The sequence below is a fragment of the Thermoflexus sp. genome (genome assembly GCF_042408815.1).
Taxonomy (GTDB): domain Bacteria; phylum Chloroflexota; class Anaerolineae; order Thermoflexales; family Thermoflexaceae; genus Thermoflexus.
The window spans coordinates 1-25482 of sequence record NZ_JBHOQR010000027.1 but is presented as its reverse complement, the minus strand read 5'-3'; the positions used below and the strand labels follow the sequence as shown (position 1 = coordinate 25482).

At 62.6% G+C, this 25482-nt stretch carries 27 protein-coding genes and 3 tRNA genes; 16 read left to right on the top strand and 14 right to left on the bottom strand.

The genetic code is table 11. The features are described from left to right. The first annotated feature begins 430 nt into the window (after positions 1-430). Entirely contained in the window at positions 431-580 is a 150-nt protein-coding gene (locus tag ACFMO3_RS09645) for an ATP-binding cassette domain-containing protein (RefSeq protein ID WP_376790197.1), read from the top strand. Here ACFMO3_RS09645 and ACFMO3_RS09640 read toward each other — a convergent pair. Then, entirely contained in the window at positions 555-2123 is a 1569-nt protein-coding gene (locus ACFMO3_RS09640; RefSeq protein WP_376790196.1) for an acyl-CoA dehydrogenase family protein, read from the bottom strand. The two genes, ACFMO3_RS09645 and ACFMO3_RS09640, sit on opposite strands and share 26 nt — an antisense overlap. Before the next feature lie 443 nt (positions 2124-2566). On the opposite strand from ACFMO3_RS09640, the gene ACFMO3_RS09635 reads away from it, so the two are divergent. After that, positions 2567-3958: an aspartate kinase, monofunctional class gene (locus tag ACFMO3_RS09635; protein WP_376790195.1), complete on the top strand. Its 1392-nt coding sequence runs from the start codon at positions 2567-2569 to the stop codon at positions 3956-3958. Positions 3959-3993: 35 nt separating this feature from the next. Here the strand turns inward: ACFMO3_RS09635 and ACFMO3_RS09630 are convergent, their stop codons facing one another. From ACFMO3_RS09630 to ACFMO3_RS09595, 8 genes are all read right to left on the bottom strand, one after another. Next, entirely contained in the window at positions 3994-4818 is an 825-nt protein-coding gene (locus ACFMO3_RS09630) for a hypothetical protein (protein ID WP_376790194.1), read from the bottom strand. Positions 4819-4872: 54 nt separating this feature from the next. Next, positions 4873-5436: a GNAT family N-acetyltransferase gene (locus ACFMO3_RS09625; protein WP_376790193.1), complete on the bottom strand. Its 564-nt coding sequence runs from the start codon at positions 5434-5436 to the stop codon at positions 4873-4875. A gap of 25 nt (positions 5437-5461) precedes the next feature. Continuing rightward, positions 5462-6349 (bottom strand): LLM class F420-dependent oxidoreductase, encoded by an 888-nt coding sequence (locus ACFMO3_RS09620; protein WP_376790192.1) that lies wholly within the window; start codon positions 6347-6349, stop codon positions 5462-5464. Positions 6350-6393: 44 nt separating this feature from the next. After that, the gene (locus ACFMO3_RS09615) at positions 6394-6912 is read right to left on the bottom strand and encodes a secondary thiamine-phosphate synthase enzyme YjbQ (RefSeq protein ID WP_376790191.1); all 519 of its coding nucleotides are present in this window, start codon (positions 6910-6912) and stop codon (positions 6394-6396) included. Positions 6913-6971: 59 nt separating this feature from the next. After that, positions 6972-7331, bottom strand: a complete 360-nt coding sequence (locus tag ACFMO3_RS09610; protein ID WP_376790190.1) for a MerR family transcriptional regulator — start codon at positions 7329-7331, stop codon at positions 6972-6974. 114 nt (positions 7332-7445) lie between these two features. After that, entirely contained in the window at positions 7446-8639 is a 1194-nt protein-coding gene (locus ACFMO3_RS09605) for a S1C family serine protease (RefSeq protein ID WP_376790189.1), read from the bottom strand. Positions 8640-8678: 39 nt separating this feature from the next. Beyond that, entirely contained in the window at positions 8679-9857 is a 1179-nt protein-coding gene (locus ACFMO3_RS09600; protein ID WP_376790188.1) for a S1C family serine protease, read from the bottom strand. An 84-nt stretch (positions 9858-9941) separates the two neighbouring features. Further along, positions 9942-10862 carry a DnaJ C-terminal domain-containing protein gene (locus ACFMO3_RS09595; RefSeq protein WP_376790187.1) on the bottom strand — a complete coding sequence of 307 codons (921 nt, stop codon included), beginning with the start codon at positions 10860-10862 and terminating at the stop codon, positions 9942-9944. Between the two features lie 260 nt (positions 10863-11122). Here ACFMO3_RS09595 and ACFMO3_RS09590 point away from each other — a divergent pair, with 260 nt between their 5' ends. The 9 genes from ACFMO3_RS09590 to ACFMO3_RS09550 all read left to right on the top strand — a co-directional run bounded on the left by ACFMO3_RS09590 (position 11123) and on the right by ACFMO3_RS09550 (position 17656). After that, complete coding sequence (locus ACFMO3_RS09590) at positions 11123-11419, top strand: nucleotide pyrophosphohydrolase (protein ID WP_376790186.1); 297 nt, start codon at positions 11123-11125, stop codon at positions 11417-11419. After that, the gene (locus tag ACFMO3_RS09585; protein WP_376790185.1) at positions 11416-12195 is read left to right on the top strand and encodes a metallophosphoesterase; all 780 of its coding nucleotides are present in this window, start codon (positions 11416-11418) and stop codon (positions 12193-12195) included. Before ACFMO3_RS09590 ends, ACFMO3_RS09585 begins: the two co-directional genes overlap by 4 nt. After that, positions 12137-13012, top strand: coding sequence for a DUF4032 domain-containing protein (locus ACFMO3_RS09580; protein ID WP_376790284.1), 876 nt, complete (start codon positions 12137-12139; stop codon positions 13010-13012). Before ACFMO3_RS09585 ends, ACFMO3_RS09580 begins: the two co-directional genes overlap by 59 nt. Before the next feature lie 100 nt (positions 13013-13112). Next, the gene (locus ACFMO3_RS09575) at positions 13113-13745 is read left to right on the top strand and encodes a c-type cytochrome (RefSeq protein WP_376790184.1); all 633 of its coding nucleotides are present in this window, start codon (positions 13113-13115) and stop codon (positions 13743-13745) included. A 77-nt stretch (positions 13746-13822) separates the two neighbouring features. Beyond that, positions 13823-14353: a tRNA (adenosine(37)-N6)-threonylcarbamoyltransferase complex ATPase subunit type 1 TsaE gene (gene tsaE / locus ACFMO3_RS09570; RefSeq protein ID WP_376790183.1), complete on the top strand. Its 531-nt coding sequence runs from the start codon at positions 13823-13825 to the stop codon at positions 14351-14353. 66 nt (positions 14354-14419) lie between these two features. Further along, on the top strand, positions 14420-15109 hold the full coding sequence (gene tsaB, locus ACFMO3_RS09565; protein WP_376790182.1) for a tRNA (adenosine(37)-N6)-threonylcarbamoyltransferase complex dimerization subunit type 1 TsaB: 690 nt from the start codon (positions 14420-14422) through the stop codon (positions 15107-15109). 93 nt (positions 15110-15202) lie between these two features. Beyond that, positions 15203-15817, top strand: coding sequence for a ribosomal protein S18-alanine N-acetyltransferase (gene rimI / locus ACFMO3_RS09560; RefSeq protein WP_376790181.1), 615 nt, complete (start codon positions 15203-15205; stop codon positions 15815-15817). Between the two features lie 86 nt (positions 15818-15903). Beyond that, positions 15904-16650, top strand: a complete 747-nt coding sequence (locus tag ACFMO3_RS09555; RefSeq protein WP_376790180.1) for an HAD family hydrolase — start codon at positions 15904-15906, stop codon at positions 16648-16650. 136 nt (positions 16651-16786) lie between these two features. After that, positions 16787-17656: a UbiA-like polyprenyltransferase gene (locus ACFMO3_RS09550; protein ID WP_376790179.1), complete on the top strand. Its 870-nt coding sequence runs from the start codon at positions 16787-16789 to the stop codon at positions 17654-17656. Positions 17657-17811: 155 nt separating this feature from the next. On the opposite strand, the gene ACFMO3_RS09545 is transcribed toward ACFMO3_RS09550, so the two are convergent. Then, on the bottom strand, positions 17812-18060 hold the full coding sequence (locus ACFMO3_RS09545; protein ID WP_376790178.1) for a hypothetical protein: 249 nt from the start codon (positions 18058-18060) through the stop codon (positions 17812-17814). 149 nt (positions 18061-18209) lie between these two features. Here ACFMO3_RS09545 and ACFMO3_RS09540 point away from each other — a divergent pair, with 149 nt between their 5' ends. Next, positions 18210-19904, top strand: coding sequence for an ABC transporter substrate-binding protein (locus ACFMO3_RS09540; RefSeq protein WP_376790177.1), 1695 nt, complete (start codon positions 18210-18212; stop codon positions 19902-19904). Positions 19905-19995: 91 nt separating this feature from the next. Here ACFMO3_RS09540 and ACFMO3_RS09535 read toward each other — a convergent pair whose 3' ends face one another. The 4 genes from ACFMO3_RS09535 to ACFMO3_RS09520 form a co-directional block, all read right to left on the bottom strand. After that, positions 19996-20760, bottom strand: a complete 765-nt coding sequence (locus ACFMO3_RS09535; RefSeq protein WP_376790176.1) for a hypothetical protein — start codon at positions 20758-20760, stop codon at positions 19996-19998. Between the two features lie 15 nt (positions 20761-20775). Further along, positions 20776-21627, bottom strand: a complete 852-nt coding sequence (locus tag ACFMO3_RS09530; protein ID WP_376790175.1) for a purine-nucleoside phosphorylase — start codon at positions 21625-21627, stop codon at positions 20776-20778. A gap of 115 nt (positions 21628-21742) precedes the next feature. Further along, positions 21743-22387, bottom strand: coding sequence for a PH domain-containing protein (locus tag ACFMO3_RS09525; protein WP_376790174.1), 645 nt, complete (start codon positions 22385-22387; stop codon positions 21743-21745). A gap of 135 nt (positions 22388-22522) precedes the next feature. Next, positions 22523-24451: a bifunctional homocysteine S-methyltransferase/methylenetetrahydrofolate reductase gene (locus tag ACFMO3_RS09520; RefSeq protein WP_376790173.1), complete on the bottom strand. Its 1929-nt coding sequence runs from the start codon at positions 24449-24451 to the stop codon at positions 22523-22525. 327 nt (positions 24452-24778) lie between these two features. On the opposite strand from ACFMO3_RS09520, the gene ACFMO3_RS09515 reads away from it, so the two are divergent. The 4 genes from ACFMO3_RS09515 to ACFMO3_RS09500 all read left to right on the top strand — a co-directional run. Further along, positions 24779-24851 (top strand) — tRNA-Thr (locus tag ACFMO3_RS09515). Between the two features lie 6 nt (positions 24852-24857). Beyond that, positions 24858-24940, top strand: a tRNA-Tyr gene (locus tag ACFMO3_RS09510). A 143-nt stretch (positions 24941-25083) separates the two neighbouring features. Beyond that, a tRNA-Thr gene (locus tag ACFMO3_RS09505) sits at positions 25084-25156 on the top strand. Positions 25157-25347: 191 nt separating this feature from the next. Continuing rightward, positions 25348-25482, top strand: a 135-nt coding sequence (locus tag ACFMO3_RS09500; protein WP_376789400.1) for a GTP-binding protein, incomplete at its 3' end; no start/stop codon positions are given.

The following is a 25482-nucleotide window of genomic DNA, read 5'->3' as shown; positions in this document are numbered from 1 at the left end:
TCTGGATGCGCGTGAGGCCTGCGGCGCGGGCTGCTTCCACCGCTTCCTTGGCACCCGGCATACCCGAACGCCTTTCCGGGCCCGGAGACGGCATGCGGCAAGGGCATGAGGCATCTGGGAGGACGGATTGCCGCCGAAGGCGTTCCTCCAAAAATGAGGAAACGCGCCGAGGGCAAAGGGGATTCAGATGGGAAACGAAAGCCCTTCTTACAGGGAAGCGGGACCCTAACCGAATGGCATCTTCCCTTCGACGGTGGCGGATCTCCGGCGGGAGCGAATTGGATTTGTCCCTCAGCTGTTTCATCTGGTCCCGGACCTGACCGCACTGGAGAACGTGATGTTGCCACTGATCCTCTACCGGCGTCCGTCGAAATTCAATCCGGAGCAGCGTGCCCGCGCGCTGCTGGAGGCGGTTGGATTGGGGCGTTGAATGCGCCACCTGCTCGGACAGCTTTCGGGTGGAGAGCAACAACGGATGGCGATCGCCCGAGCCTTGATCGGGAACCCCGAGCTGTGCTGGCGGATGAGCCGACAGGCCATCTCGATTCGCAGATTCATTCTCCTGGAAGGCTTCGGCTGAGCGTATCCGCCGTGAAGCGGGCCAGATCTCGGAACAGCGCCTCGGCCTGCGCTTCCTGCTCCTCGGGAGGGCACTGGAGGTGGGCCTCCACCCGGTCAGCCATCTCCTCCAGCGCCTGGGGATCCGCTCGCGGAGCGAGCCACGCGAAGAGGGAGCGGTGGGCACCTTTCCGTCCCATCGCTTCCAGCCCGTCCAGGATCTGGCGGTGGGGCGTCCCCTCCCAGATGGGCAGGATCATGGCCTCCCGCAGCCAGCGCTCCACCGGATACTCTCCCAGCACGCCCATTCCACCGTGGACCTCCATGGCCCACTTCGCCGTCTGCACGGCCTGCTCTGCTGTCCAGTATTTGGCCAGATGGGTGAGCAGCCGGAAGAGGTGATAGCGCTCCGAGTAGGGGGGATGTTCTGGCCAGACTTCCTCCAGCAGACGGACCGTTGCCCAAGCCAGGGCGAAGGCGGCCTGGAGGTCGCGGATGCGCTCGGCGAACTGGCGGCGCATCAGCGGGTGTTGGAGAATGGGGCGGCCGAAGGCGACGCGGCGCTCGGCGAAAGCCAGCGCCTCGGCGATGGCCCGCTGCATCAGAGCGACGCTGCCGATACTGTTGGCGACGCGGGAGACATTCAGGATCTCCAGGATCTGATAGACGCCGGTCTCTGGGTGACCCAGGAGGTAGGCCTCGCTGTCTCGCAGCTCCACCTCGCCAGTGGGCACGGAGCGGGTGCCGATCTTATCCTTCAGGCGTCGGATGAGATAGTTTAAGCCGCCGTCCTCCCGGTAGCGGGGGAGCAGGAAGAGGGCCAGTCCGCGAACGGTGTGGGGAGCACCCTCGGGCCGGGCGGCCACCACTGCCAGCTCCGCTCCGGCGTTGCTGGCGAAATATTTCTCCCCGGTCAGCCGCCATCGTTCTCCGTCAGGCCGGGCCCTGGTTTCCACGGTTGCCCCCAGATCGGAGCCCCCGCCTGCCTCCGTCATCCAGGTGGCGCCTTGCCAGACCTCCCCGTCCCGTCGGAGCAGCGGAGGTAGGAAGCGGGCCTTCAGTTCTTCCGCGCCGTATTTGTGGAGAGCGAGGGCGGTGGCCAAGGAGACGGTGTAGGGACAGTAAAGGCCGGCGTCGTAAAAGGCGGTGAGGTAGCCGATGAGAAAGGTCGCGGGCAGGCCCGCGCCTTCGAAGGCATGCCAGACCGCGCCAGCACGATAGCCCTGGAGGAGCATCCGGCGGTAATCGGGAGGATAGAGAATTTCATCGATGCGGCGGCCAAACCGATCGTAGGCGCGCAGCCACGGCGTGCCCATGCGGTCGATCATCGTCGAGATCGCCTTCCCCTCCGCCTCCCACCAGGCCTCCAGCTCCTGCAGGTCCAGTTCCAGGGGAAAGGAAAGACCCATCGATTGAAGGAAGCAGGTGGGCGTGCGCAGCGCGTCCAGATCCATAGGGGCCTCCTGAAGCATCGGCGATCGATTCGTCGCCTGCTGGGTAGCCAGCTCGAGCGACAGGATGAGCGGGAAAATCGCCCTCATGCAGCAGAGCCAGGCAAGCTTCATGATAGAATCTTCACTCCTCTCAACGCAAAGCATACAAGGGGGGATCGGGGGGCTGCTCGATTGACCGGACATCCGCCGTTGGGCTCCGATTTCAGGAAGTGGGATAGCCCCTCCAAAGGAAAAGCGGTTCGCTGCGGGATGTCCTGAGAACCCGGAAAGGCCATGGTTGACAGATCGCCAGGGCTGGATAGAATTTGGAACAACCATTGCGGAGCCCCATTCGGCTTTCGAAAGCGCTTTCAGAGGTGTGGCCTGGATGCGCCGGGAGATCGTCAAGATGGCGCTGATGACCACCGGGATGATGACCACCGGCTGGACGAGCGGCCGGGGGGATGCCCGGGTTGTTGTCTGATGTAGAAGGCGCAGTTCCTCTGAGCGAAAGGAACAACCCCCCGGCCGGCAACGGTCGGGGGGTTGTTTTTATTCCGGATCAGGAGGTGGCGATGCGGGTGATGAAGTTCGGGGGGACCTCCGTGGGAAATGCGGCCCGATTCCATCAGGTGGCGGATCTGATCGCGTTACATCGCGCTTCGGATCCGCGTCTGGTCGTAGTGGTCTCGGCGATGGCCGGTGTGACCGACGCGCTGATCCAGATGAGCCATCAGGCGGCGCGAGGGAATCCGGATTGGATTCTGGCTCTGGCCGCCCTTTGGGACCGACATCAGGACACAGTTCGAGCGCTGGGGCTACCGGAGGAGGAGGCTCATGCTCTGGAAGCGGAGCTCCGGGAGGGGTTTGAACGGGTGGAGACCGTGCTCCGGGCAGTGGAGGCGTTGAAGGAGCTGTCTCCTTCTACGGCAGATCTACTGGCCGGGATGGGGGAGCGCTGGAGCGCCCGCATCATGGCGGCCGTTCTGCGGGCCCGGAGCATCCCGGCACGCGCTGTGGAGGCGGATGCCTTCTTGATCACCGATGATCGCTTCGGAGAAGCTTCCCCGGATCTGGAGCAGACCCGGGCGCGGGCGCAGGCGCTCCTGGCGCCGCTCCTGGAGCAGGGGATCCTCCCAGTGGTCACCGGGTTCATCGGTGCCACCCCCGAGGGTCGGCCGACCACCCTGGGGCGCGGCGGCTCTGATTTCTCCGCTACCATCCTGGGCTACGCCCTGGATGCGGAGGAGGTGTGGATCTGGACCGATGTGGACGGCGTGATGAGTGCGGATCCGAAGATTGTGCCCAGCGCCCGCACGATCCCCGAGCTCTCTTATATCGAGGCTGCCGAGATGGCTTACTTTGGGGCGAAAGTTCTCCACCCCCGCACCCTGCTCCCGTGTATGGACCGGCGGATTCCTGTGCGCATCCTGAACACCATGAACCCTCAGCATCCGGGCACCCGCATCGTCCCGGAGCCCCGGGGCAATGGCCGGGTGAAGGCGGTGACCCTGATTAAGAACCTGAGCTTGATCACGGTGGAGGGCCGGGGGATGCTTGGGGTGCCTGGGGTGGCAGCGCGAACCTTTGCCACGGTGGCCGAGCTGGGGGTCAGCATCCTGATGATCTCCCAATCCTCATCAGAGCAGAACATCTGCTTCGTCATCCCTTCCACAGCGGCCCCCCAGGTCGTTCGGGCGTTGCGGAAAGCGTTCGAGCGGGAGATCGCCCGGCGGGATATCGAGGACATCTGGGCGATGGATCGGGTGGCGGTGATCGCTGTGGTTGGGGCTGGGTTGCGAGCGACGCCCGGAATCGCGGCCCGGGTCTTCAACGCCTTGGGGTGCAGTCGCATCAATGTCCTCTCCATCGCCCAGGGTTCTTCAGAATATAACCTCTCCCTGGTGGTCGCGGAAAGCGAGGCGGAGGAAGCCGTGCGGCGCATCCATGCCGCTTTTTACGAGTAGATGGGAAAAAGGGGATTCTGAAAGGACCCATGCTTTCAACCAGCGACCCAGCGGGCGACGAGGGCGATCAGGAAGCCGAGGCCTCCAAACTCCATGGCCACCCGGGGGGAAAGCGCCCGCCCCTGGAGATGCCACAGGCTCATTTCCACCACCTCGTAGAGCAGGATCATCCACCATAGCCCTAAAGTGACGGGGGAGAGGGCCCAGTAACGGAAAGCCGCCCCAACCGTAGCCATGCTCCATCCAATCAGGGTGGTATACAGCCATCGTCGGCGCTCTGGGATCTCGGCTTCGACGAGGCGGGCCAGCGCGAGGCCGGCAGCCAGGATCCCGCTGATCAGCATCAACCCCAGGGTCCGAAGCCCGCTCTGGAAGATCCACACGATAGCCGCCAGAGTGACCAGGTAGATCAGCGCTTGGGTCAGGAGAGGGGTCACCAGCCTCGGGATCCCGGTGGTTTCCAGGCGATAGCGCTCGCCCAGCATGGCCAGCGTCAGGGCTGCCCCCCCGAGCCCCAGGCTGATCAGCCAGAGGGGGCTGGGCGGGAGCTGCAGCGTAAAGATCAGTCCTCCCACCGCCACCCACATGGGAGAGATTAGACGGCCGATTTGACGCCAGGGCCTTTCCTCCCGAAAACATGGATGATGCTGGAGCAGCGATTCCGTTCCCGTAGCCGCCAGGGCGGCGCTGAAAATTCCCATCCAGAAGGTGGGCGTGAGGCGAAGCCCCAGGGGAGATCCCAGGATCTGGAGGGCGACCTCAGGGCCCTCCGGTGGGATCAGGCGGGCGATCACCCATCCGAGAAGGATCAGACTCACGGTAATCGAGATCGGAAGCCATCCCTGTTCGCGGGATTCCATGGCCCCTTTATCCCCATGAGAGATGAGACTGGGCAGGCCGGATCCCGAGAATCTTCAGCCCCCCCACACCGTTCGCTGGGCTTCCCATTCTCGGTCCAGGAGGGCATAGACGATCAGATCCCCCCACCGGCCGCCGTAACGGGCGGCCTCTCGCAGGATCCCCTCCATTCGGAAGCCCAGGCGCTCCGGGATGGCCCGGCTGCGATGGTTCTCCGGGGCAACCCGGATCTCCACCCGGTGCAGCCCCCGGGCAAAGAACAGATCATCCAGTACCGTCGCCACCGCTCGGGTCATGATGCCCTGGCCCTGATGGCCGGCATCGAGCCAGTAACCGATCGAAGCGGAGCCATTTATCTGATCGATCGGGTGAACGCCGATGACCCCGATCAGGTTTTTCTCCAGCCAGAGGCCCAGCGCATAGCCCTCCCCCCGCGCCAGCTGCCCCAGAGTCTCTTCGATGAACGCGAGGCTGTCCCGCACCTCCCGGACCTGATCCACCCACGACAGCCATGGCCGCAGATGATCCCGATTGCGATCCGTGAGTGCGAACAGGGACTCCGCATGATGCCGCTCCAGCAGCCGAAGCCAGATCCCATCCCCGATGAGTGTTCCCCACATTCAATCCTCCTCTGAGCCAGAGGCTTTAAGCGAGATCACGTCGTAACGCGGCCAGCCGCTGCATCTGTTCGATTTGCGCCGCGGCGGAGGGGGTCTCAAAGGTGAGGATCACCCCATCCGCTCCGGCATCCCGAAGCGCCTGAAGATGGCCCAGGATCTGTTCTTCGGAGCCGGTCAGCCGCATTCGACGCTCGCCAGTCGGCGAGGTATACACCGGGGGAAGATGGGAATCCATGGCGATATACATGCGGCAGATAACGGAGAGCGAGCGTCCGCGAGACCACTCACGGAGCTGCGCCACGCGGGATCGTAGCGTCTCCGGGTCCAGGCCCACCGGATGCCAACCATCGCCCAGGCGGGCGGCCCGTCGCACCGCGGCTTCCGTGTTTCCCCCAATCCAGATCGGAGGCCCTCCGGGTTGGACGGGCAGGGGCTCGAACACGGCGTCCTCAATGCGAAAGAAGCGGCCCTGAAAACGGGGGCGGGGATTCGTCCATAGGGCCCGCATCAGGATAATGCCCTCCTCCAGGAACCGGATGCGGCGCCGGAAAGACATCCCCAGGCTCTCGAACTCCCGCGCTAGCCAGCCTGCGCCGATCCCCAGGATCAGACGGCCGTTCGACAACTGATCCAGCGTGGCTGCCTGTTTGGCCACCAGCACCGGGTTACGCAGTCCCAGGAGGAGGATCGATGTGCCCAGTCGAACCCGTCGGGTCAGCGCGGCTACATAGGTCAGGGTGGTCCAGGTTTCAAAAATGCGGCCGTATGGCTGGGAATGGGCCTCTGGGACCAGGATGTGATCCGTAGTCCAAAGGGAATCGAACCCCAGATCCTCCGCGGCCTGGGCCACCGCGCGGATGGCCTCCGGCGATGAGGCCGGTCCATAATTGGGCAAACAGATGCCGATGTGCATATCCCGGCCCTCCCAGTGCAGAAGGGAATCGATGAATGCTCCCGCTACATTACCCCCACGATCTTCACCAAGACACGCTTGCGGCGCTGGCCGTCGAACTCCGCGTAAAAGATCTCCTGCCAAGGACCCAGATCCAGATCCCCATCCGTAATCGGAACGATTACCTCATGATGGAGGAGTAGGCTCTTTAGATGGGCATCCGCGTTGTCCTCTCCGGTGCGGTGATGGTGGTAATCCGAACGGAAGGGGGCCAGGCGGTCCAGTAGCTCCATCATGTCCTGCATGATGCCCTCTTCATGGTCGTTCACATAAACGGCCGCCGTGATGTGCATGGCGCTGACCAGGGCGAAGCCTTCGCGAATCCCGCTCTCGCGAACCGCCTGCCGCACCCGATCCGTCAGACGGATGATCGCCCGCCGCTCCCGGGTCTGGAACCAGAGATAAAGGGTAAGGGCCCGATAGGGTCCATTTTCGTAGCGTCGGATCTCCTCTTTCGCCAGATTTTGAGTCAGGGGCGCGTCCAGCTCCACAGGCCGGTTATCGCTCACGATCCGCAAGGCCATGGAGACCTCCTGGAAGTCGGATTCCCAGGAGCCCCACATACAGGCGAAATCGAACGGCCTCACTGGACGAAGTGCTGCTCAGGCTCTGAAGACGGGGAAGGCTCGGCCCCAAGGAGCGCCCGCAGCCGTTCGATCTCCGCCTGGAGGGCGGCGATCTGCTCACGCAGGCGGAGGATGATCTCCACCCCGGCCAGGTTCACGCCCAGCTGGGTCAGCTCTACGATCTGGCGCAGACGAGCCACATCCCGCTCGGAATACAAGCGCATCCGACGGACCCGCCGGGGGGAGATCAGGCCGATCGATTCATAGTAGCGAATGGTTTGCGGATGCAGCCGCACCATGGCAGCCACCGTCCCGATCCGATACCGGGGCTCATCCTCATCCACCACCTCGACGGAGTGGACCTGGCTTTCCATCATCACCCTCACCTCCTGGACCAGGGGTTGAGGGTTTTGGAACCTCGGCCGCGACGCCGCTGGCTTTCCCTGGGGGGCTCTGGACCGCACCGCTCCAATCGGATGGTCCGATCATGATCATCCGGGCGGCCGCTCTCCCAGGGTCACCTGGAGCGTCATGGGGCGGCCGTCGCGTAGGATCGAGAGGGTCACCGCCTCCCCGACGCGTTTGTAATTCTCCAGATAGATCACGAGCTCATCCACCCGACGCAGAGGCCGATCATCGATCGCCGTGAGGATGTCCCCTCCCAGGAACACATCGCCGAAGCGGGTGCTCACCCGCTGGGATGCCCCCCGCAGCCCCGCCTGATCGGCCGGGCTGCCGGGCACTACCTGAACAGTGAGGAGGCCGTGATCCGCCGGCAGGTGGAAGGCCTGGGCGAAGGCGGGCGTGATCTCAAAGAAGGAAGCGCCCAGCCAGGGATGAGGATAGTGCCCCCGAGCGATCAGCTCCGGAACCACCCGCTTGATCGTGTTCACCGGGATGGCGAAGCCGATGCCGATGGAACCGCCGCTGGGAGAGCGGATCGCCGTGTTGATCCCGATCACTTGCCCCTCCAGATCCAGCAGTGGCCCTCCTGAGTTGCCTGGGTTGATGGCCGCGTCGGTCTGGATCACCTCCCCCAACGGCCGATCGGAGAGCTCTAGGGTCCGACCCAGGGCGCTGATCACTCCTACTGTCATGGTGCGGTCCAGGCCGAAGGGATTCCCGATCGCGATCACCCATTGTCCCACTTGCAATCGTGAGGAGTCTCCCAGGGTCACCGGGATCAATTTCTCTCGGGGCACCTGGATCCGCAGCACGGCCAGATCATTATACGCATCCGCCCCCACCAGCGTGGCGGAGGCCGTGGTGCCATCCGCAAGGATCACCTCGATCTGGTCCGCGCCTTCCACCACATGGTTATTCGTGACGATGTGTCCTTCGGTATCCCACACGAAGCCGGACCCGGTACCCTCCTGGTAGACAGGGCCCCGGAAGAGATCGAAGGCGGTCGCCCGGGTGGTGATATGCACCACGGAAGGGCTGACCCGCTGATAGACCGATGTGAACGCTGCCTCCAGGGCCCGGGCTTCCGACAGAACTCCGGGAGGGATGGGGGTGGGGGTTGGGGAGGAAGCGGCGGAGCCTCCGGATGGGGGGAGGGTCGCCTCACCGGATGAGCGGGTGAGGGCGGATCGGGCCCAAAGGAGGGCGCCCGCGGTGATGACTGCACAGCCCCCCACAAAGAGCAGGACCCCTGCCAGGATCCACCAGATCGAGCGTCGCATCTCTCCGTATCCTCCTCTCGTAGGATGCGGAATCCGGGCTCATGACGAGGGCCGTTCGCCCAATGTTACCCGGACTTCCCTTTCCTGTCCATCTCGCAGAATCGTTAAGGTTACGGTCTGGTCAACCTCGGTGTGATTCACCAGGTAAGAGACGAGCTCGTCGAAGGACGAGACGGGATGGCCATCGATGGCGGTGATGATGTCCCCGCCCAGCAGAATGCGTGCCCCCCGAATCTGAACCTCACGGGTGCCGCCTCGCAGGCCAGCCCGGGCGGCTGGGCCATCGGGAACCACTTCCTGAATCAGGACGCCACGGGTGGCGGGGACATCGTATCCTCGCGCGCGCAGTTCCGCCAGCGAGATGGCGCCTGTGGACGTGATCCCCAGGTAAGGATAGCGAACCCGGCCGTTCTGAATCAGCTGGGGGACCACCCGTTTGACTGTGTTCACCGGGATCGCGAATCCGATGCCGATGTTGGCCGGTATCCCCGTCGCGCTGGAATCCGTGCGAATGGCCGAGTTGACGCCGATCACTCGCCCCTGCAGATCCACCAGAGGCCCCCCAGAGTTGCCCGGGTTGATCGCCGCGTCGGTCTGGATGACATCCGGGATCTGGAAGCGGGTGGGGGTCTCCAAGGCACGGCCCAGCGCGCTGATCACCCCCAGGGTCATCGTCCCCCGCAGGCCGAAGGGATTGCCGATGGCCACCACCTTCTGGCCAACCCGCAGCGCATCCGAGTCCCCCAGCTCAGCAGGGCGCAGGAGCTCCGAGGGCGCATCCACTTGAATCACGGCCAGATCACTGAAGACATCCCGCCCCACCACGCGGGCTTTCGCTACGGTTCCATCGTAGAAGGTCACCCAGATTTCCTCAGCGGATTCCACCACGTGGTTGTTAGTGACGATGTGCCCTCGGGTGTCATAGATAAAACCCGATCCGCTCCCGAAGGCGGAGGCTTCCGTCCCCTCCACATCGATGTTCACCACTGAGGGCAGGATCTTCTGGTAGATGGCGATCAGGCGCTGCTCCTCCTCATCCAACCCTGGTGGGATTGGCGGGGGCGTCGGCGAAGGCCCTGCCGGAACAACGATGACGTTGCCAGATCCTGGTGTGGGCGTGACCAAAATCAGTTCCCGCAGGGGGAACGAGCGGCATCCGCTCAGCGCGAGGATCCCCACGATGAAGATCCATAACCCTTCCCGGATTCGTGAGCTCATCGGCCTTCCCTCCTAAGAAGAATGAGCCCATCATGGGCGGCCCGCCTAAGGAGCAAAGGGAAGCGGCAGAACCGGCGTGAGCCATCAACGCCCTCGGCGCAGACGGGCCAATTCGGCGAACAGCTCCCGTTCTCGGGGGGTCAGGTTGCGGGGCAGTTCCACGGAAACCCGGAGGTAAAGGTCTCCCCGTTCGCCCGGATGCTGAGGGGAAGGCATGCCCTCTCCCCGCAGACGGATCAGCGTGCCGTTCTGGGTTTCCGGCGGAATGTGAACCATTAGGGTCCTTCCATCCAGATGGCGGAAGGGAACCTCACCCCCCAGGACAGCGGTGTAGAGATCGACCGGCAACGGAGCGTAGAGATCCCGATCCCGCTGCTCGAAGCGGGGATGGGGAGCGATCTCGACCACCAGATACAGATCCCCCGGCGGCCCGCCGTAACCGGGCTCTCCAGCCCCAGGAACCCGCACGCGGGCCCCCGAGCGCACCCCTGGTGGGATGCGCACTTCCAGGCGACGTCCATCCCGCGTGCGAATGATCCGGGTGGTCCCCTGGAAGACCTCCTCCAGGGTGAGTGTCACCGGCTGCTCGATGTCCCGCCCCCGGATCCGGGTGGTGGTCCATCCGCGCGTCCGTCGGGGCATGCCCCCGAACAGCATCTCAAAGAAATCCGAGAACCCGGAGAGCAAGTCCTCCAGATCGCCCATTTCGACCCGCACCCGGCCCGGCTGGACCCAGGGAGACCAGTCGAACTGACCCGGATCGTAACCGGCCCGACGCCAGGCTTCATACTGGCGGCGGAGCTCATCGTATTTTCGGCGCTTTTCTGGATCTGAGAGAACTTCGTATGCCTCATTGATTTCCTTGAATTTCTCCTCGGCCGCCTTGTCGCCTGGGTTCACATCCGGATGGTATTGTCGGGCCAGTTTCCGATAGGCTCGCTTGATCTCTTCTTCACTGGCGTCGGGGGAGACTCCCAGGATCGCGTAGTAATCTTTGAACTCCATCGCACGGCCTCGGATCTGGAGATTTCCGATATCCTTCAGCTTTTGATTTTACAACCAGGAGGCAGGAGAATCGGTATACGGAATCCGGACGCGCGGGGGCTCCTCCCGTCGGTTATAGAGTTTTCCCAGACGTTTCCCCTGCCCGGTGGCCTCGAGGGTCGCAAGGAGGGGGTAAGGAAGCACCTGCCTGCCGGAGCGTCCGGTGACCTGCGCGCTCATTCGTCTCTGGGCGATGCATGATTCTGATCTGGAGGGGGCCCATGGAATTACGTGCACTCGAGGAGGCGATGGAACAGTTCGTTACCGCGAAGGGATGGTATGATCCGAGCTCGCCGAGGCCGCAGACCCCGCGCAACCTGGCGATCTCTCTGGTCCTCGAGGCGGCGGAGGTGCTGGAGCTTTTTCAGTGGAAGGAAACGGCGGATCGGGAAGCGCTGGCCGAGGAGCTGGCGGATGTGATGCTTTATCTGCTGCAGCTGGCCCGACGGCATGGCATCGACTTGGGCCAGGCGGTGATGGACAAACTGGCCCGAAATTACCAGCGGGAGTGGCCATGAGCGAGAGGTGCCGGCTTCGGATCCTGGTGGTCTCCGATCAGGTGGTCGAGGCGTTATACTCGCCCCAGGCCCGGGAATGGCTTTCCCCAATCCATCTGATTCTCTCGTGCGGGGATCTGCCTTACGGATATCTGGAATTCCTGATGGAACTTTTCAACGCTCCGCTTTTCTATGTTCACGGAAATCATGACCGTCCGGAGCTTCTCTCCAATGGCCGGATCCGCCATGCGCCGGAGGGGGGGCAGAACCTGGATGGGACGGTGGTGTGGGAGCAAGGCCTGTTGCTGAGCGGGCTGGCGGGCTCCCGGCGCTACCACCCTGAGGGCCGTTATCAATACACCGAAGAGGAAATGTGGCTTCGGGTCTTCCGGATGGTTCCGCTCTTTCTGTGGAACCAGCATCGCTACGGGCGGGCGATCGATCTGTTCATCGCCCATGCCCCTCCGCGATGGATCGGCGATGGGGCGGACCTGGCCCATCAGGGTTTCTCCGCATTCCGGTGGTTGATCGCTCGCTTCCGCCCGCGCTATTTTCTGCATGGGCATTTGCACTTCCATGGACGCCGGCCCATCATCGCGGTCGGCCCCACTCTGGTGATCAATGTGTTTCCTTATTATGTGCTGGAGGTCGAGGTGAAGAATGGGAGAGCTCATGAACAGCAACGATCCGGTGTCCGCGGAGGTCATCGCTCAGTACCGACGGGCTCGCTTCCGGGCGATGCTTCGGAATCTCATCGCCCGCCTGACCGGGCGTCCCAACCGGCTACTGGCGTTTGATGAAGTGAAAGAGAAGTTGAGCCTGCGCGGCTCCGTTTACCGGGGCATCCAGCGGGTTCCATTGGATCATATCATCGGCAGCGTCAACCGATACCAAGACTTCGATCGAGCCTTTCTCCCGATCCGCCGCCATATGGCGGATCGCTGGATCGCGGTGGGCACTGTTCTCTTCCAAGAGGCGAGCCTCCCTCCGGTTCGACTATATAAAGTCGGCGATGCCTACTTCGTCCTGGATGGCCATCACCGGGTTTCAGTGGCTCGGGCCCTAGGGTGGGAGGAGATCGAAGCGGAGGTGATTGAGGTCCAGAGTCGGGTGCCAGTGGGGCCAGATCTTCAGGCGGAGGATCTAGAGATTCTCCATGAGTATGAGGAGTTCCTGGAGCGGACCCATCTGGATCGCCTTCGCCCGGAGGCGGATATTCGATTCACGATCGCCGGGGGGTATCAGCGCCTACTGGAGCATATCGCGGTGCATCGCTACTTTATGGGCCTTGAGCTGGGCCGCGAGATCCCGGAGGATGAAGCAGTGGTCCATTGGTACGATACCGTGTATCAACCGGTGGTGGAAATCATTCGCGAGCATGGCCTGCTGGAGGATTTCCCGGGTCGGACTGAGGCTGATCTCTATCTCTGGATCATGGACCATCTGTATTATCTGCGGGAGGCGTATGGGCCGGAGGTCGATCCGGAGACCGCAGCCCTGGATTACGCGGAGCAGTTCACCGAACACCCAATCCGACGCCTGGTGAACGAACTCCGTCAGGCCCTGGAGGGGATGAGCGCTTTCCCGCCCATGGAAGTGGGACCGAAGACCTGACGATCTCCCGGGTGCTGGGAAGCGGCGTGGGAAAGGTATGCGCAAGCTTCACCACGCCCAAACCTCGAGAAGGAAATTCAATGAAGAGGGGATTTGTTGGATGCGTTCTTTTTTCGTGGTGTGGCGGAAGGTGACCCTAGGGATGCTGGGGCTAACTTTTCTGTTCCCCGCCGTTTCTGCCCATGCTTATCAGGATCAGGAAGCGGAGCGGGGGGCAGCCGTCTTTGCTCGCCGATGCTCGACGTGTCATGGGGATCGAGGACAGGGTCTGACCGACGAGTGGCGGGCCACCTGGCCCCCCACGCATCAGAATTGCTGGAAAGCCAACTGTCATGGGACGCGGCCTTATCCGGAAAATGGCTTCACGCTTCCCCGGGTGGTCCCGCCGCTGATCGGGCCCAACACCCTCCAGCGGTTCGCAACGGCTGCGGATCTCTACGCTTACATCCGCGCCCGGATGCCATTCCACGCCCCGGGAAGTCTGCCGGAGGAAGATTACCGGGCCGTTACCGCCTTCTTGCTTCAGCGCCATGGGATCCCAGCAGACGGCCGACCCTTCGACCCGGAGGCCGCTCGAGAGGTTCCGCTTCATTCGGAAGCCCTGGGGGGCAAGGGAGCGTCCGGAGATCGTTTCCCTTTCATCCCGCATGATCTCGCCGAGTGGATCGGAGGGGGGATCGGCGCTGCCAGCCTGCTGGGAGGCATGATCGCGTGGCTCCGCCGTCGAAGGTGAGTTCTCGGGAGCCGCGCCATGGGCGGGCCGCTGGGACTTCGGGTGGGTGGCTGATCACCCATACTCCACGCGGAGGGATGACAGTGTGGCTTCTGGAGCGGATCTCCAGGGATGAACACACCACACGGCGGATCGGAGCCATGCTGGGATGCTGGCTGCGGCCTGGAGATATCGTCGTGGTCCAGGGCCCCCTGGGGGCTGGGAAAACCCGGCTGATTCAGGGGATCGCGGAAGGACTGGGGGTGGCCGAACCGGTTCAGAGCCCTTCGTTCGTGCTGATCCAGGCGTATCCATTGCCAGGGCGCGTGAAGTTTTATCACGTGGATTTATATCGGCTGGACAATGCGGAAGCGGTTTGGGCGCTTGGGTTGTGGGATCTGTTCGATGAAATGGCGATCATCGCTATGGAGTGGCCGGAGCGAGCGGCTGGCCTGATCCCGGAGCCGTATCTTCGGGTGACTATGATCCCTCTGGACGACACGATTCGCCGCATTCGAATCGAGGCGGTGGGCAACTTCCCTGTCGAACGTCTGGAAGCCCTTCAGCTCATGATGGATTCGGAGCGATATGCGTCCGAGTCGCATGACCCATATCCTTTTCTTCCATGAGGGTTTTAGGGATCCACTCCAGACGATCGGCTGGATTCGAGGGCCCAGCGAATTTGGAGGGAGATCGTGAAGGGAAAACCGAGCTATCTGCTGGCGCTGGATACGGCGACCCTGGGGCTGGCCCTGGCGCTCTTCGATGGGGCGGAGTGGGCGGCGGTAGCTTACTGGCGAACAACGGATCGGCATACTGCGGAATTGATGCAACGCTGCCAGGAGTTGATGGCCCGGGCCGGTCTGGCTCCAGAGGATCTGATCGCGGTGGCGGTGGTCAGCGGGCCCGGCTCCTTTACCGGGCTCCGGGCCGGCATTGCGGCGGCTAAGGGGCTGGCGACGGCCCTGGACTGCCCGTTGTTTGGAATCGGCACGGAAGAGGCGATGCTGGTGGATCTCCCCCCATGGGTGGAGACGCTGAACGTGCTGCTCCCAGCCGGAAGGGGGCGATTGGCGCTGCGCCGCTATCGATGGGCGGAGCGATGGATGCCCGAAGAGGAGCCTGCCCTGGTGAGCGCAGAGTGGGTAATGACTTCATGGACGCCTGGCGTCTGGTTGGTTGGGGAATGGACGGCACGGGACTACCAGCGATGGGCCCAGCATCCGATGGCAGCCTGGCTGATCCCTCGGGATGGTCCATCCCGCGCGATGGGGGCCGCCCGGCTGGCTTGGGCCCGCTATCAGACGGGCGAGCGACCCGATCCCGCCCTGGTGCGTCCGATTTACCTGCGCACCCCTAGCGTCCCGGAGGAAGCGGGCCCTTAGAGGGATTTCTGTGTTCCCCATGCCTTTGTGGGAGCCGTGATCGGAGCTGGAAGGATCGGCCTGCGTTTCCAAACCCGGCGAAGCGAGGTCGAGATGCCAGCCCTTGAGATCCCGGAATCGGTGCCTTTTCGGATCGACCCGATGCAGTGGAAGGATATCCCCGAGGTCATGGAGATTGAGCGGCGCGCGTTCTCCATGCCCTGGCCGATGCGTGCATACGAACAGGAGATTTTAAGAAACCCCAGCGCCCATTATTTGGTCCTGCGCCCTCGCGAGGTTCGCGTGATCGGTTGGGGGTTTCCTCCCCCGCGATTGCCGATCCTGGGATATGGGGGCTTCTGGCTGGTTCCAGATGAGGCCCATATCAGCACGATCGCCATCGATGCGCCGTGGCGGGGACGCGGCCTGGGGGAGCTCATGTTCTTGGCCTTGGTGGAGGAGGCGATCGCTTTGGGCGCCCATCTGATCACGTTGGAGGTGCGGGCCTCCAACTTCGTGGCCCAGAACCTCTACCGGAAATATGGCCTGGAGATCGTAGGCCGTCGTCCCGGGTATTATCGGGACAATCGAGAGGATGCCCTGGTGATGAGCGTGGAGGGCGTGCGTTCCCCTGCTTATCGGGAACGGCTGGAGGCCCTGAAGGCCCAGCTTTGGGTTCGATTACAATCCGTAGGCCCGATCCCGCTCCACCGTTCCGGGGCGAATTGAGCGCTTCGCCCTGCGATTCCCGTGAAAGAAGCTTGAGGAGGAACGACCATTCCTTCCAAGCCGATTCTGGCCGCGAGGGATTGGAAATGAAAATCCGGGGCTTGATCTTCGATCTCGGACATACCTTAATTACGCTTCCGGAGGATCCCGAAACAGTGCGTCGGGAAATGTTCGCCGCTGCCATATGGGAGCTGCGCCGTCACGGAATCGAGGTGGAGGGGTCGGCCTTCGTTGATGCCGTGGAGCGCTGGATGGCTCTGCGCTATGGACGATGGCGGGAGGATTGGCGGGAATATCCGCTGGTGGAAACCTTCGCGCTGGCTCTGGGTGATTTGGGCTATGATGGGCTGTCGGATGGGATCGTTCGGGAGGTTGTGCGGGCCTTTCTGGCTCCCCAGGAGGCCTGCTGGCAACCTTTCCCGGATACATTCACGACGCTGGAGGAGCTTCGATGCCGGAACTATCGCCTGGGGCTCCTGACCAACTCGGGCGATGCCGATCATTCCTGGCGGCTGATCGATCGGTTTGGCCTACGCCGCTACTTTGATCCCATTGTGATCTCCGCCGCTGTCGGATGGCGGAAGCCGCATCCTGCCCTTTTCCAGCAGATCGCGGCCACATGGGCACTCCCCCCGCAGGCCATCGTGGTCGTTGGCGACCTCCTCGACGCCGACATCCGAGGTGCCCATCTGGCCGGGATGCGAGGGATCTGGGCGGCGATGTCCAGCGAGCCCTCATCTATGCCTTCCTCCCACCCTATCCAGCCCGACGCTATCGTTCGCTCTCTAAGCGAGATCCTGATGGTTTTGAGCCATTGGGAGGACGAGGCGTAGCGCTTCGCCTCCGTATGTCTCCGGGCCAGAGGGACCCTGACGTCTTCCTGGTTTGAGCGCCGCTGCATGGGTCTTATCCGTCCATGTGCTTGATCAACGCCAACCGGATCCAGCTCGCTGGAGGAATCGGATCAGGATGTGGCGCGGATTGAGGATCTTCCTGGAGGCTATCAAATTCGAGCATACGGTTTTCGCGCTGCCTTTTGCCTATATCGGCATGCTCCTGGCTGCCGATGGCTGGCCGCGCTGGCATCAGATCTTCTGGATCACTGTGGCTATGGCGGCGGCTCGCACCCTGGCCATGAGCATGAACCGTCTGGCAGACCGGGAATATGACGCGCGAAATCCTCGCACGGCGAACCGACCATTGCCCCGCGGCCTGCTCCGGCCGGAGATCCTGAAAGGGGCTGCGGTGCTTTCCGGAATCGTGCTGCTGGTGGCCGCATGGGCGCTGAATCCCCTGTGCGTGGCGCTCCTTCCCGGAGCGTTGCTCTTCCTGATCGGTTATCATTACACCAAACGCTTTACATGGCTCAGCCACTGGATCCTGGGTTTCACCGATGGCCTCGCGCCCATGGGAGCATGGATCGCCATTCGTGGATCGTTCTGGAAAGAATCGGATGCGCCCGCATGGATCCTCATTGCGGTGGTGACCTTATGGATTGCGGGCTTTGATCTGATCTATGCCTGTCAGGATGTGGATTTCGATCGCCGAGAGGGGCTTTACAGCGTCCCGGCCTGCTTCGGGGTCGCAACGGCGCTATGGCTGGCGCGTCTGAGCCATCTGGGCATGCTGGGCCTGCTGGCCATCCTGGGGATGATGCGCCAGCTGGGGTGGCCTTACTGGCTGGGGCTTGGGTTGGTCGGCGCCCTGCTGGTCTATGAACATCGCTTGGTTTCCCCCACGGATCTTTCCCGAGTGGATGTGGCGTTCTTTAATGTCAACGCCTATATCAGCGTGCTTCTGTTCGCGGCGGTGTGGGGTGGGTTGATCTGGGGACGTTGATTCCGATCCTGCTCCCGCATCCCTTGGGGGAGGATGGATCACGCACGGTATGAAAGGGAATCTTCTTGGCAGGCCCGACCCCCGCTCTGGAAGCAGCCCCGCTTCACGGCTCCCTTTTGGGGGATGGGGAGATCGATCGCGGGTGCGTGTGCGCGTTACAAGCGGAAAGCCAGGGCGCCGAACAGGAGGACCATGCCCGCGATCGCCAGGAGGATGGACAGGGCGATCAGATAACCTCCCCATCGACGTTGCTGCTCGAAGCGTATATGGAAACGACGGCCGGCCCTCCGGTCTTCCTCTCGGATTGAGGGATGGCTCTGACGTCGATGCCACCACGCCCGAGCACAGAACACGTATTCTCCAACTTCATGCGCACGGATCAGCGGGCGGCAATCATGGCCCATAAGCCCCCCCTTTGGAACTGGCTCGATGGGGATCTGCGATTTCCGATTGACGCGGCCGATGGTTCCAACTATACTCGGAACCAGGCTTCACCCGAAGCCCTTCCTGACTTTCGGCTGTTCAATCCTCTATCCAGAAAGGAGGAGAAGCCATGCGTCGGAAGGGTCTTGTTTCCATATGGGTTCTGCTCGCCCTGGCGCTGGCTGCATGTGCGCCCGGGGCCGCTCCCACACCGACTGCTACGGTTCCGCCCCCCTCGCCGACTCCGCCCCCTGCAGCCACTCCTACTCCTGCGTTCCAACTGCTGAAAGTCGAAGCGCCAGACTGCAATTACGGAGGGGAGTTTAAATCAATCGAAGCCGTGGATCAATATACAGTCCGCTTTACGCTTTGCTACCCGGATCCTGCCTTCCCATCCAAGGTGGCCTTTGCCGCCTTTGCGATTCAGGATAAGGACTACCTGGATGCAAACGGCGGTGATTCGGTGAAGCTGAGCGAGAAACCGAATGGAACCGGACCCTATCGCGTCAAGGAGTGGGTCCGGGGTGATCGCATTATCTTTGAGGCCAATCCGGATTATTGGGGCGAGAAGGCCAAGGCCAAGACCCTGATTTTCCGCTGGTCCAAGGAGGCCGCGGCGCGCCTGCTGGAACTGCAGGCAGGGACGGTGGATGGGATCGATAACCCGAACCCCGATGACTTCGCGGCGATCGAGGCGAATCCTAACCTGAAGCTTTACATTCGCCCCCCGCTCAACATTGCTTATCTTGGTTTGAACAACACCAAGCCACCGCTGGATAACGAGAAGGTCCGTCAGGCCATCGCTATGGCCATCGATCGGGCCCGTCTGGTCAAGAACTTCTACCCCGCGGGCTCGATGGTGGCGGAGCAGTTCGTGCCGCCGATCCTGAAGCCAGGCTATACGGATGGCCTGAAGTGGTATGACTACAACCCCGCGGAGGCCAAGCGGCTCCTTGCCGAGGCGGGTTACCCGAACGGCTTCGACATCACCCTCTCTTATCGCAGCGTGGTGCGCGGCTATCTCCCGGAGCCGGGCAAGGTAGCCCAGGACATCCAGGCCCAGCTCGCCGAGGTCGGCATCCGGGTTCAGATTAAAGAGATGGAATCGGGGGCCTTCCTGGACGCTGTGGCGGCGGGCAATGAGCCGATGTATCTGCTCGGCTGGCTTGCCGACTACCCCGATGCCACAAACTTCTACGACTATCATTTCGCGAATGAGGCCAACAAACAGTTCGGCCAGCTCTTCCCGGATTTGGTAGAGGAGATTCGGGCGGCGGCCAAGCTGAGCGATCCCACTCAGCGCCAGCAACATTATGACAAGGTGAATGAATTGATTAAACGCCACGTTCCGATGGTTCCCCTGGCCCATGGGGTCTCAGCAGCCGCCTTTAAGGCCAGCGTGCAGGGCGCTCACGCCAGCCCGCTCAACAATGAGCGCTTCTCGGTGATGGATCCCGGAAAGAGCGAGCTGGTCTGGATGCAGAACGCCGAGCCCATTGCCCTCTGGTGCGCCGATGAGACCGATGGCGAGACCTTCCGGGCATGCGAGCAGGTTTATGAATCCTTGCTGTCTTACAAAGTCGGCGGGGTGGAGGTCGAGCCGGCCCTCGCGGAGCGATATGAGGCCAACGCGGATCTCACCGTGTGGACGTTCTATCTCCGCAAAGGAGTGAAATTCCACAACGGCGCGCAACTGGATGCCAACGACGTGGTGGCAACTTTCAAAGCCCAGTGGGACGCTAAGGACCCCAATCACAAGGGCCGCACCGGGACCTTTGAATACTTCAATGCCTTCTTCGGGGCCTTCCTGAACGCGAAGAAGTAAGCGCCCTGCGCACCGGCGAACCGGACTGAGTCTCCGAAGAGGGGCGAGGCTTTAGAAAGCCTCGCCCCTCTTGATTCTCACACCCCGCCCGTTACCTGCTGCTTTCGGGTGCGGTGAGCACCACAGGCACCTCGCAGATGGCAGCCTCTCGCGCCGCGATATCCACCACCACCACGCGAAGCCGATAGCGGCCCGGCTGGGACAGGAAGGGACGAGGATCGAAGGTCCAGAGCGGCCCCCGCATCACCGGTTGCCGCACGATGTCCCCCAGGGTGACCCACTGGCCTCCGGTATAGGGCCCGTTGATTTCCACCTTGTAAAACTGGAAGGCCGGATGGGTGGCCGTGCCGATCAGCGTGATGGGTTGGGAGATTACCTGGCCCGGAGATGGGAGCTCGATCTGTGCGTTCGGATCCGGGCAGCGCGCTCGGAGCGGTGTGGGGGTCGCCGTGGGCGAAGGGGAAGGGATGGGTGATGGTGAGGGCGAGGGGAGCGGGGAAGGCGTGAGAGGGATTCCGGGGGAGGGCGAAAGCCCGGGAATCGGCCGGAGAGGCTCGGTCACCGTTGGGGAGGGCATCCATGTCGGCGTCGGCAGGGAGGAAGACGTGGAGATGGGGGTGAGAATCCCAGGGCCTACGAGGAGCCAGAGGCCCAGGCCGAGGGCTAGCAGAAATGCGGCCCGGACCAGCCCGCTGAACAGCTCCATGGTGGCCATCTCCCGCTCTACGCGGAAAAATGCCCGAAGGAGCCGACGATAAGCGCGCCAGATCTCCCCCATGGTGATCAGCAGCAGCAGGCCGATGCCTCCATAGAGCAATGGGGCGAACGATTTCAGCAAAGTCCACAACGTTTCCATTCGCGCCCTTCCGCCTTATTTCTCTCCGAGCTTCCGCAGCACGCCCCGGATGATCGTCATCAGCCGGGGGACCAGAACCCGACCTGCCTGGAGGACCTCCTCGTGACTTGGCGGCTCAAAAGCATCTGGGTTCAGAACATTGGAGATTCCAGACAAGGCCAGAACCCGCATCCCGCCGTGGCAGGCGACGATCACCTCTGGGACGGTGGACATCCCGACCGCATCGGCTCCGATCAAGCGCAGGAATCGCACCTCTGCCGGCGTCTCAAAGCTGGGCCCGCCCAGCATTACATAGACGCCCTCATGGATCGGGATGCCTTCCGCTTCGGCAACCTCCCGGGCCAGCGCTCGTAGCGCTGGATCGTAGGCGCGGGACAGATCCGGAAAGCGGGGGCCCCAATCCGATTCATTCGGCCCTCGGAGAGGGTTGATTCCTGCCATCCCGAAGAGGCCGATGTGATCGCGGAGAATCATCACATCCCCAGGCCGGAACGATGGATTGATCCCCCCTGCCGCGTTGGTCAGGATCAGAAGGCGAATGCCCAGAAGTTGCATCACCCGGATCGGGAGGGTGATGCGCTGGACCGAATAGCCCTCATAGAAATGGGCGCGCCCCTGGAGCACCATCACGGGGTGCCCCTCCAGCCGCCCCACAATCACCCGTCCGGGATGTCCTTCGACGGTGGCAGCCGGGAAGCCAGGGATCTCTGTGAAGGCGAGGACGACCGATCCATCCACCCCATCGGCCAGCGCGGCGAGGCCGGAGCCCAACACCAGCCCGATTCGCGGTGGAAAGGGGATCCGTTCCCGGATCCACGCGGCGGCCGCCTCATATTCTGATCGAGGGATCACTTCATGAACGTGCATTGCGGTCTCCACCCGGGAAGTTTCCTTGTCCCTTCGTTCGTGCCATGGATCCCCCCACCAGGGGGCTTGTGAAAGCCAATCCTTCTTCCAATCTGGGTCCGGCGGCGCAGGCCCTTCATGAATTAGGATTTTGCTCCTTTCGCCTCAGCAGGGTCTGCTTCTTCTCTTCGAACTCCTCATCGCTCAGCAGACCGCTGCGATGCAGCATCCCCAGTTGCGCCAGCAGGACCTCGATCTCGCCGCCTTCTGTGCTCTCCATTCCCGGGCGTTCCCCTAACATGGCCTTCTGATCCAGCATGACCTGCTTGAAGCGCAGAGGGTCAGCAATCCGGTTCAGACGGTTCACCCCGATCTCGCTCCCGGTGAGGATCTCGATGTCCCCATAGTTGAACAGGCGTCCCCATATGGATTGGCGCAGGACCACATCATTAACCTTTTCGAGGGAAGAGTCGAGGACGTTTTTGTTCAAGATCCCCTCCACCTGGACTACCCGCCGCGTGGTCACCAGATACACTTCGTTCCACCAGCGCAGCAGGGATCGGATCAGCAGCGCCAGGGGGATCGCCGCCAGGGCCAGGCCCGCGATCACTACCGGGGGCGTGAACGGAGGGAAGAGGAGGCCGCTGGCGATGGTCATGCCGATCAGAATGCCCGCAGGGATTCCATAACCCAGCACCGGGCGGAGGAGGACCAAGGGATGCTGCCGGGTCTGGAAAAGGACGCGCTCATTCTCGCCCAGCAGTTGTTCGATATAGCTCATAAGCACCTCCCTGTGAGGGGATTCCCATTCTCAGGCGGAAAAGAGATTCGGGGGCGGCCAAGCCTCGAAAGTGGCCTCTGTTATCCTGCCGTCTCCTCCTTCCGATCCCCCGGGGGCAAGAAATGGGATGGCGCCTCATGGCCGATCTCCATGGCTCCCTCCATCCGGCCGTGGCGTCCGTCCCCGACGGTGAGCGGGGATCGCTTCCATGAGCTGGAAAACCAGATCGTAGCGGCCCATCGGGGGCATCACGTAGAGCCCCTGGGTGAACTCCGCGAGCTCCGCCACGGCTTCCTGGGCCATGCGCAACCCCTCCGATCGCGCTCGCGCTTCGCCAGCCCGCCGGAGGCGCTCTTGAATCGCTTCTGGAACCCGGATGCCTGGCACCTCGTTGTGCAGGAATTCCGCATGGCGGAGGCTTAACAGAGGAAGCACTCCCGCCAGGATCGGAATGGGGATGGGTCCTTCCTCTTCTTCATAGCGCTGGAGGAAATTCTTGAGGGCAGCGGGCTCATAAACCGGCTGAGTCATGATGAAATCCGCCCCTGCTCGGATCTTCCGGCGCAGCGTCTTGATCTCCCGCGCTGGATCCGGTGCGTTGAAGTTCAGAGCCACGCCTACAAAGAAGGCGGTCGGCCGACCAATGGATTCCCCGGCATGATCCAGGCCGGCGTTGAACCGCTCTTTAATCAACCGCACCAGGCCCGATGGCACGATGTCCATCGCATCGGTGGCCTCCGGGTAATCTCCCTGAGCGGGAGGATCCCCCATGACAACGAAGAGGTTACGCACCCCCAGGGCGTGGATGGCCAGGAGATCCGACTGGATGCGTAGGAGATTACGCCCCCGGGTTGGGAAGTGAAGGATGGTTTCCATGCCCACATGGTTCTGGACCAAGAAGGCCAGGGCCCATGGGCTCATCCGCAGCCGGGCCATCGGGCTATCGGCGATGTTCAGAGCATCCACCCCGCCTGCTTTCAGCGAGCGCGCCACCTCCAGCATGGCGCTGGCATCATGGCCCCGGGGAGGATCCACTTCCACACTGATGACAAAGAGGCCGGCTCGCAGACGACGGGCCAGATCGGTGGGTTCCGGTTCGACCGGAGCAGGGAGGGAGACCCCTTGGAAGATCGGACGGCGGTCCGCCGACGGGGTTTCTGCCTCCGTCTCCAACGCTCGACGCATTGCGGCGATGTGTTCCGGTGTTGTCCCGCAGCATCCGCCGAGGATCCGTACGCCCAGGGCCCTGAAGCGAGACACATAGTCCGCAAAGTAGTCCGGGGTGGCCGGGTAGCGAAGGCGACCGGCCGCCATCTCGGGCCAACCCGCGTTCGGCATGACCACCAGATAAGGCGGAGGACCACCGGCCTCTGTGATCCGAGAAGCCATCCGGCGGATCACCGGAAACAGCTTGGCGGGCCCCACCGAGCAATTCGCCCCTATGATGGGAACACCCAAGTCCAAAAGGGTCTCAACGACTTCCTCCGGGCTGTGTCCCATCAACGTATAGCCATCCTGAGCAAAGGTCATCTCGGCGATGACTGGCACATGAGGGGCGGCCTCCTGGGCTGCGCGGATAGCCTCCAGAAGCTCGGGGAGGGATGAGAAGGTCTCCAGGATCAGAGCATCCACGCCGGCCTCCGCCAGTGCGGCGATCTGTTCCCGAAAAGCTTCCCGGGCTTCCACGGCCTTGACTCGACCCAGGGGGGCCAAGGGCACGCCCAGGGGTCCGACGGAGCCAGCGATCCACACCGGACGGTTCGCTTCCCGGGCGGCCTGTCGGGCCAGGGCAACCCCTGCGTGGTTCAGGGAGGTCACCCGATCCTCCAGACCATGCTCAGCGAGGCGATAGCGGTTCGCCCCGAATGTATTGGTCTCCAGCAAATCAGCCCCTGCTTGCAGATACGCTCGATGGATATCCAGAACGACTTCGGGAGCCTCGATGTTCAGCGCTTCATAGCAGCGATCAAACGAAAAACCTCGCGCGTAGAGCATGGTGCCCATGGCCCCATCCGCCAGTAAAGGACCCTGAGCCAGACGTTCCAGGAGGTTCAGCTTTTCCATGGCGATCCCTCCTCCGATCGTTCCGCAGGGAGATCGAGAGCTCCTCAGGCTCCTGAAAGTGGCCAGGTCAGTTTCCCATGGAACCCATCGCCGTTCCATCTCCCTTCGAAGCAAAGGATTGCCCGCTTGCTCACATTTTAAATGAATCGGGACGATCATGGGGATCATCTCGCATGGCGATTCAGGGGTCTGGAAGGATAAGTCCTTTTCCCCAGCGAGCCTGAGCCCCAGGGGAGCAGCCGCTGCGGATGGCACAACCGACGGCCTGACTTCAGAAGCCTGATCTTGACCGCCCCCCTCCACACTGGGTATAATTGCACCTGGAGTGCCGACGTAGCTCAACCGGTAGAGCAAGCGCCTTGTAAGCGCGAGGTTGCGGGTTCGAATCCCGCCGTCGGCTTGACAGGGGCGGGTACCCAAGTGGCCAACGGGGCCTGGCTGTAAACCAGGTGGCGCAAGCCTTCGGGGGTTCGAATCCCTCCCCGCCCATTATTTTTTATTGTGAAAGATTTTTTATTGTGAAAGCATGGGGCGACCTGGCCCAGGAAGGCCTCTGTCCCCATAATCAGGATCCTCGGGGACATGGGTGGCGCAGTTCGAATTCGGCAGTAAAGGAGGAGGTCTCATCGCGAGCCCACGTAGCTCAGGCGGCAGAGCACACCCTTGGTAAGGGTGGGGTCACGGGTTCGAGTCCCGTCGTGGGCTCCTGGAGTTCCTACCGCGGCGGATCGTTTCAGCCATCGTGGGGGCTGGCAGGGTGGTTCATGGACTTGAGGGCCGAGCGGGGTAAGGGAGCGCCCCGCCTGGGGGCGATGCAGGAGCTGTCGGGTTTGTTGGATTTGAACTCCCTCGCGCAGGTTCTGATTCCAAAATGAAAACTGCTTAGGAGGGCAACGATGTCGAAGGCGGTGTTTGTGCGGGCGAAGCCGCATGTGAATGTAGGGACGATTGGGCATATTGATCATGGGAAGACGACGCTGACGTCGGCGATTACGAAGGTGTTATCGTTGCGGGGGTTAGCGGAGTATGTG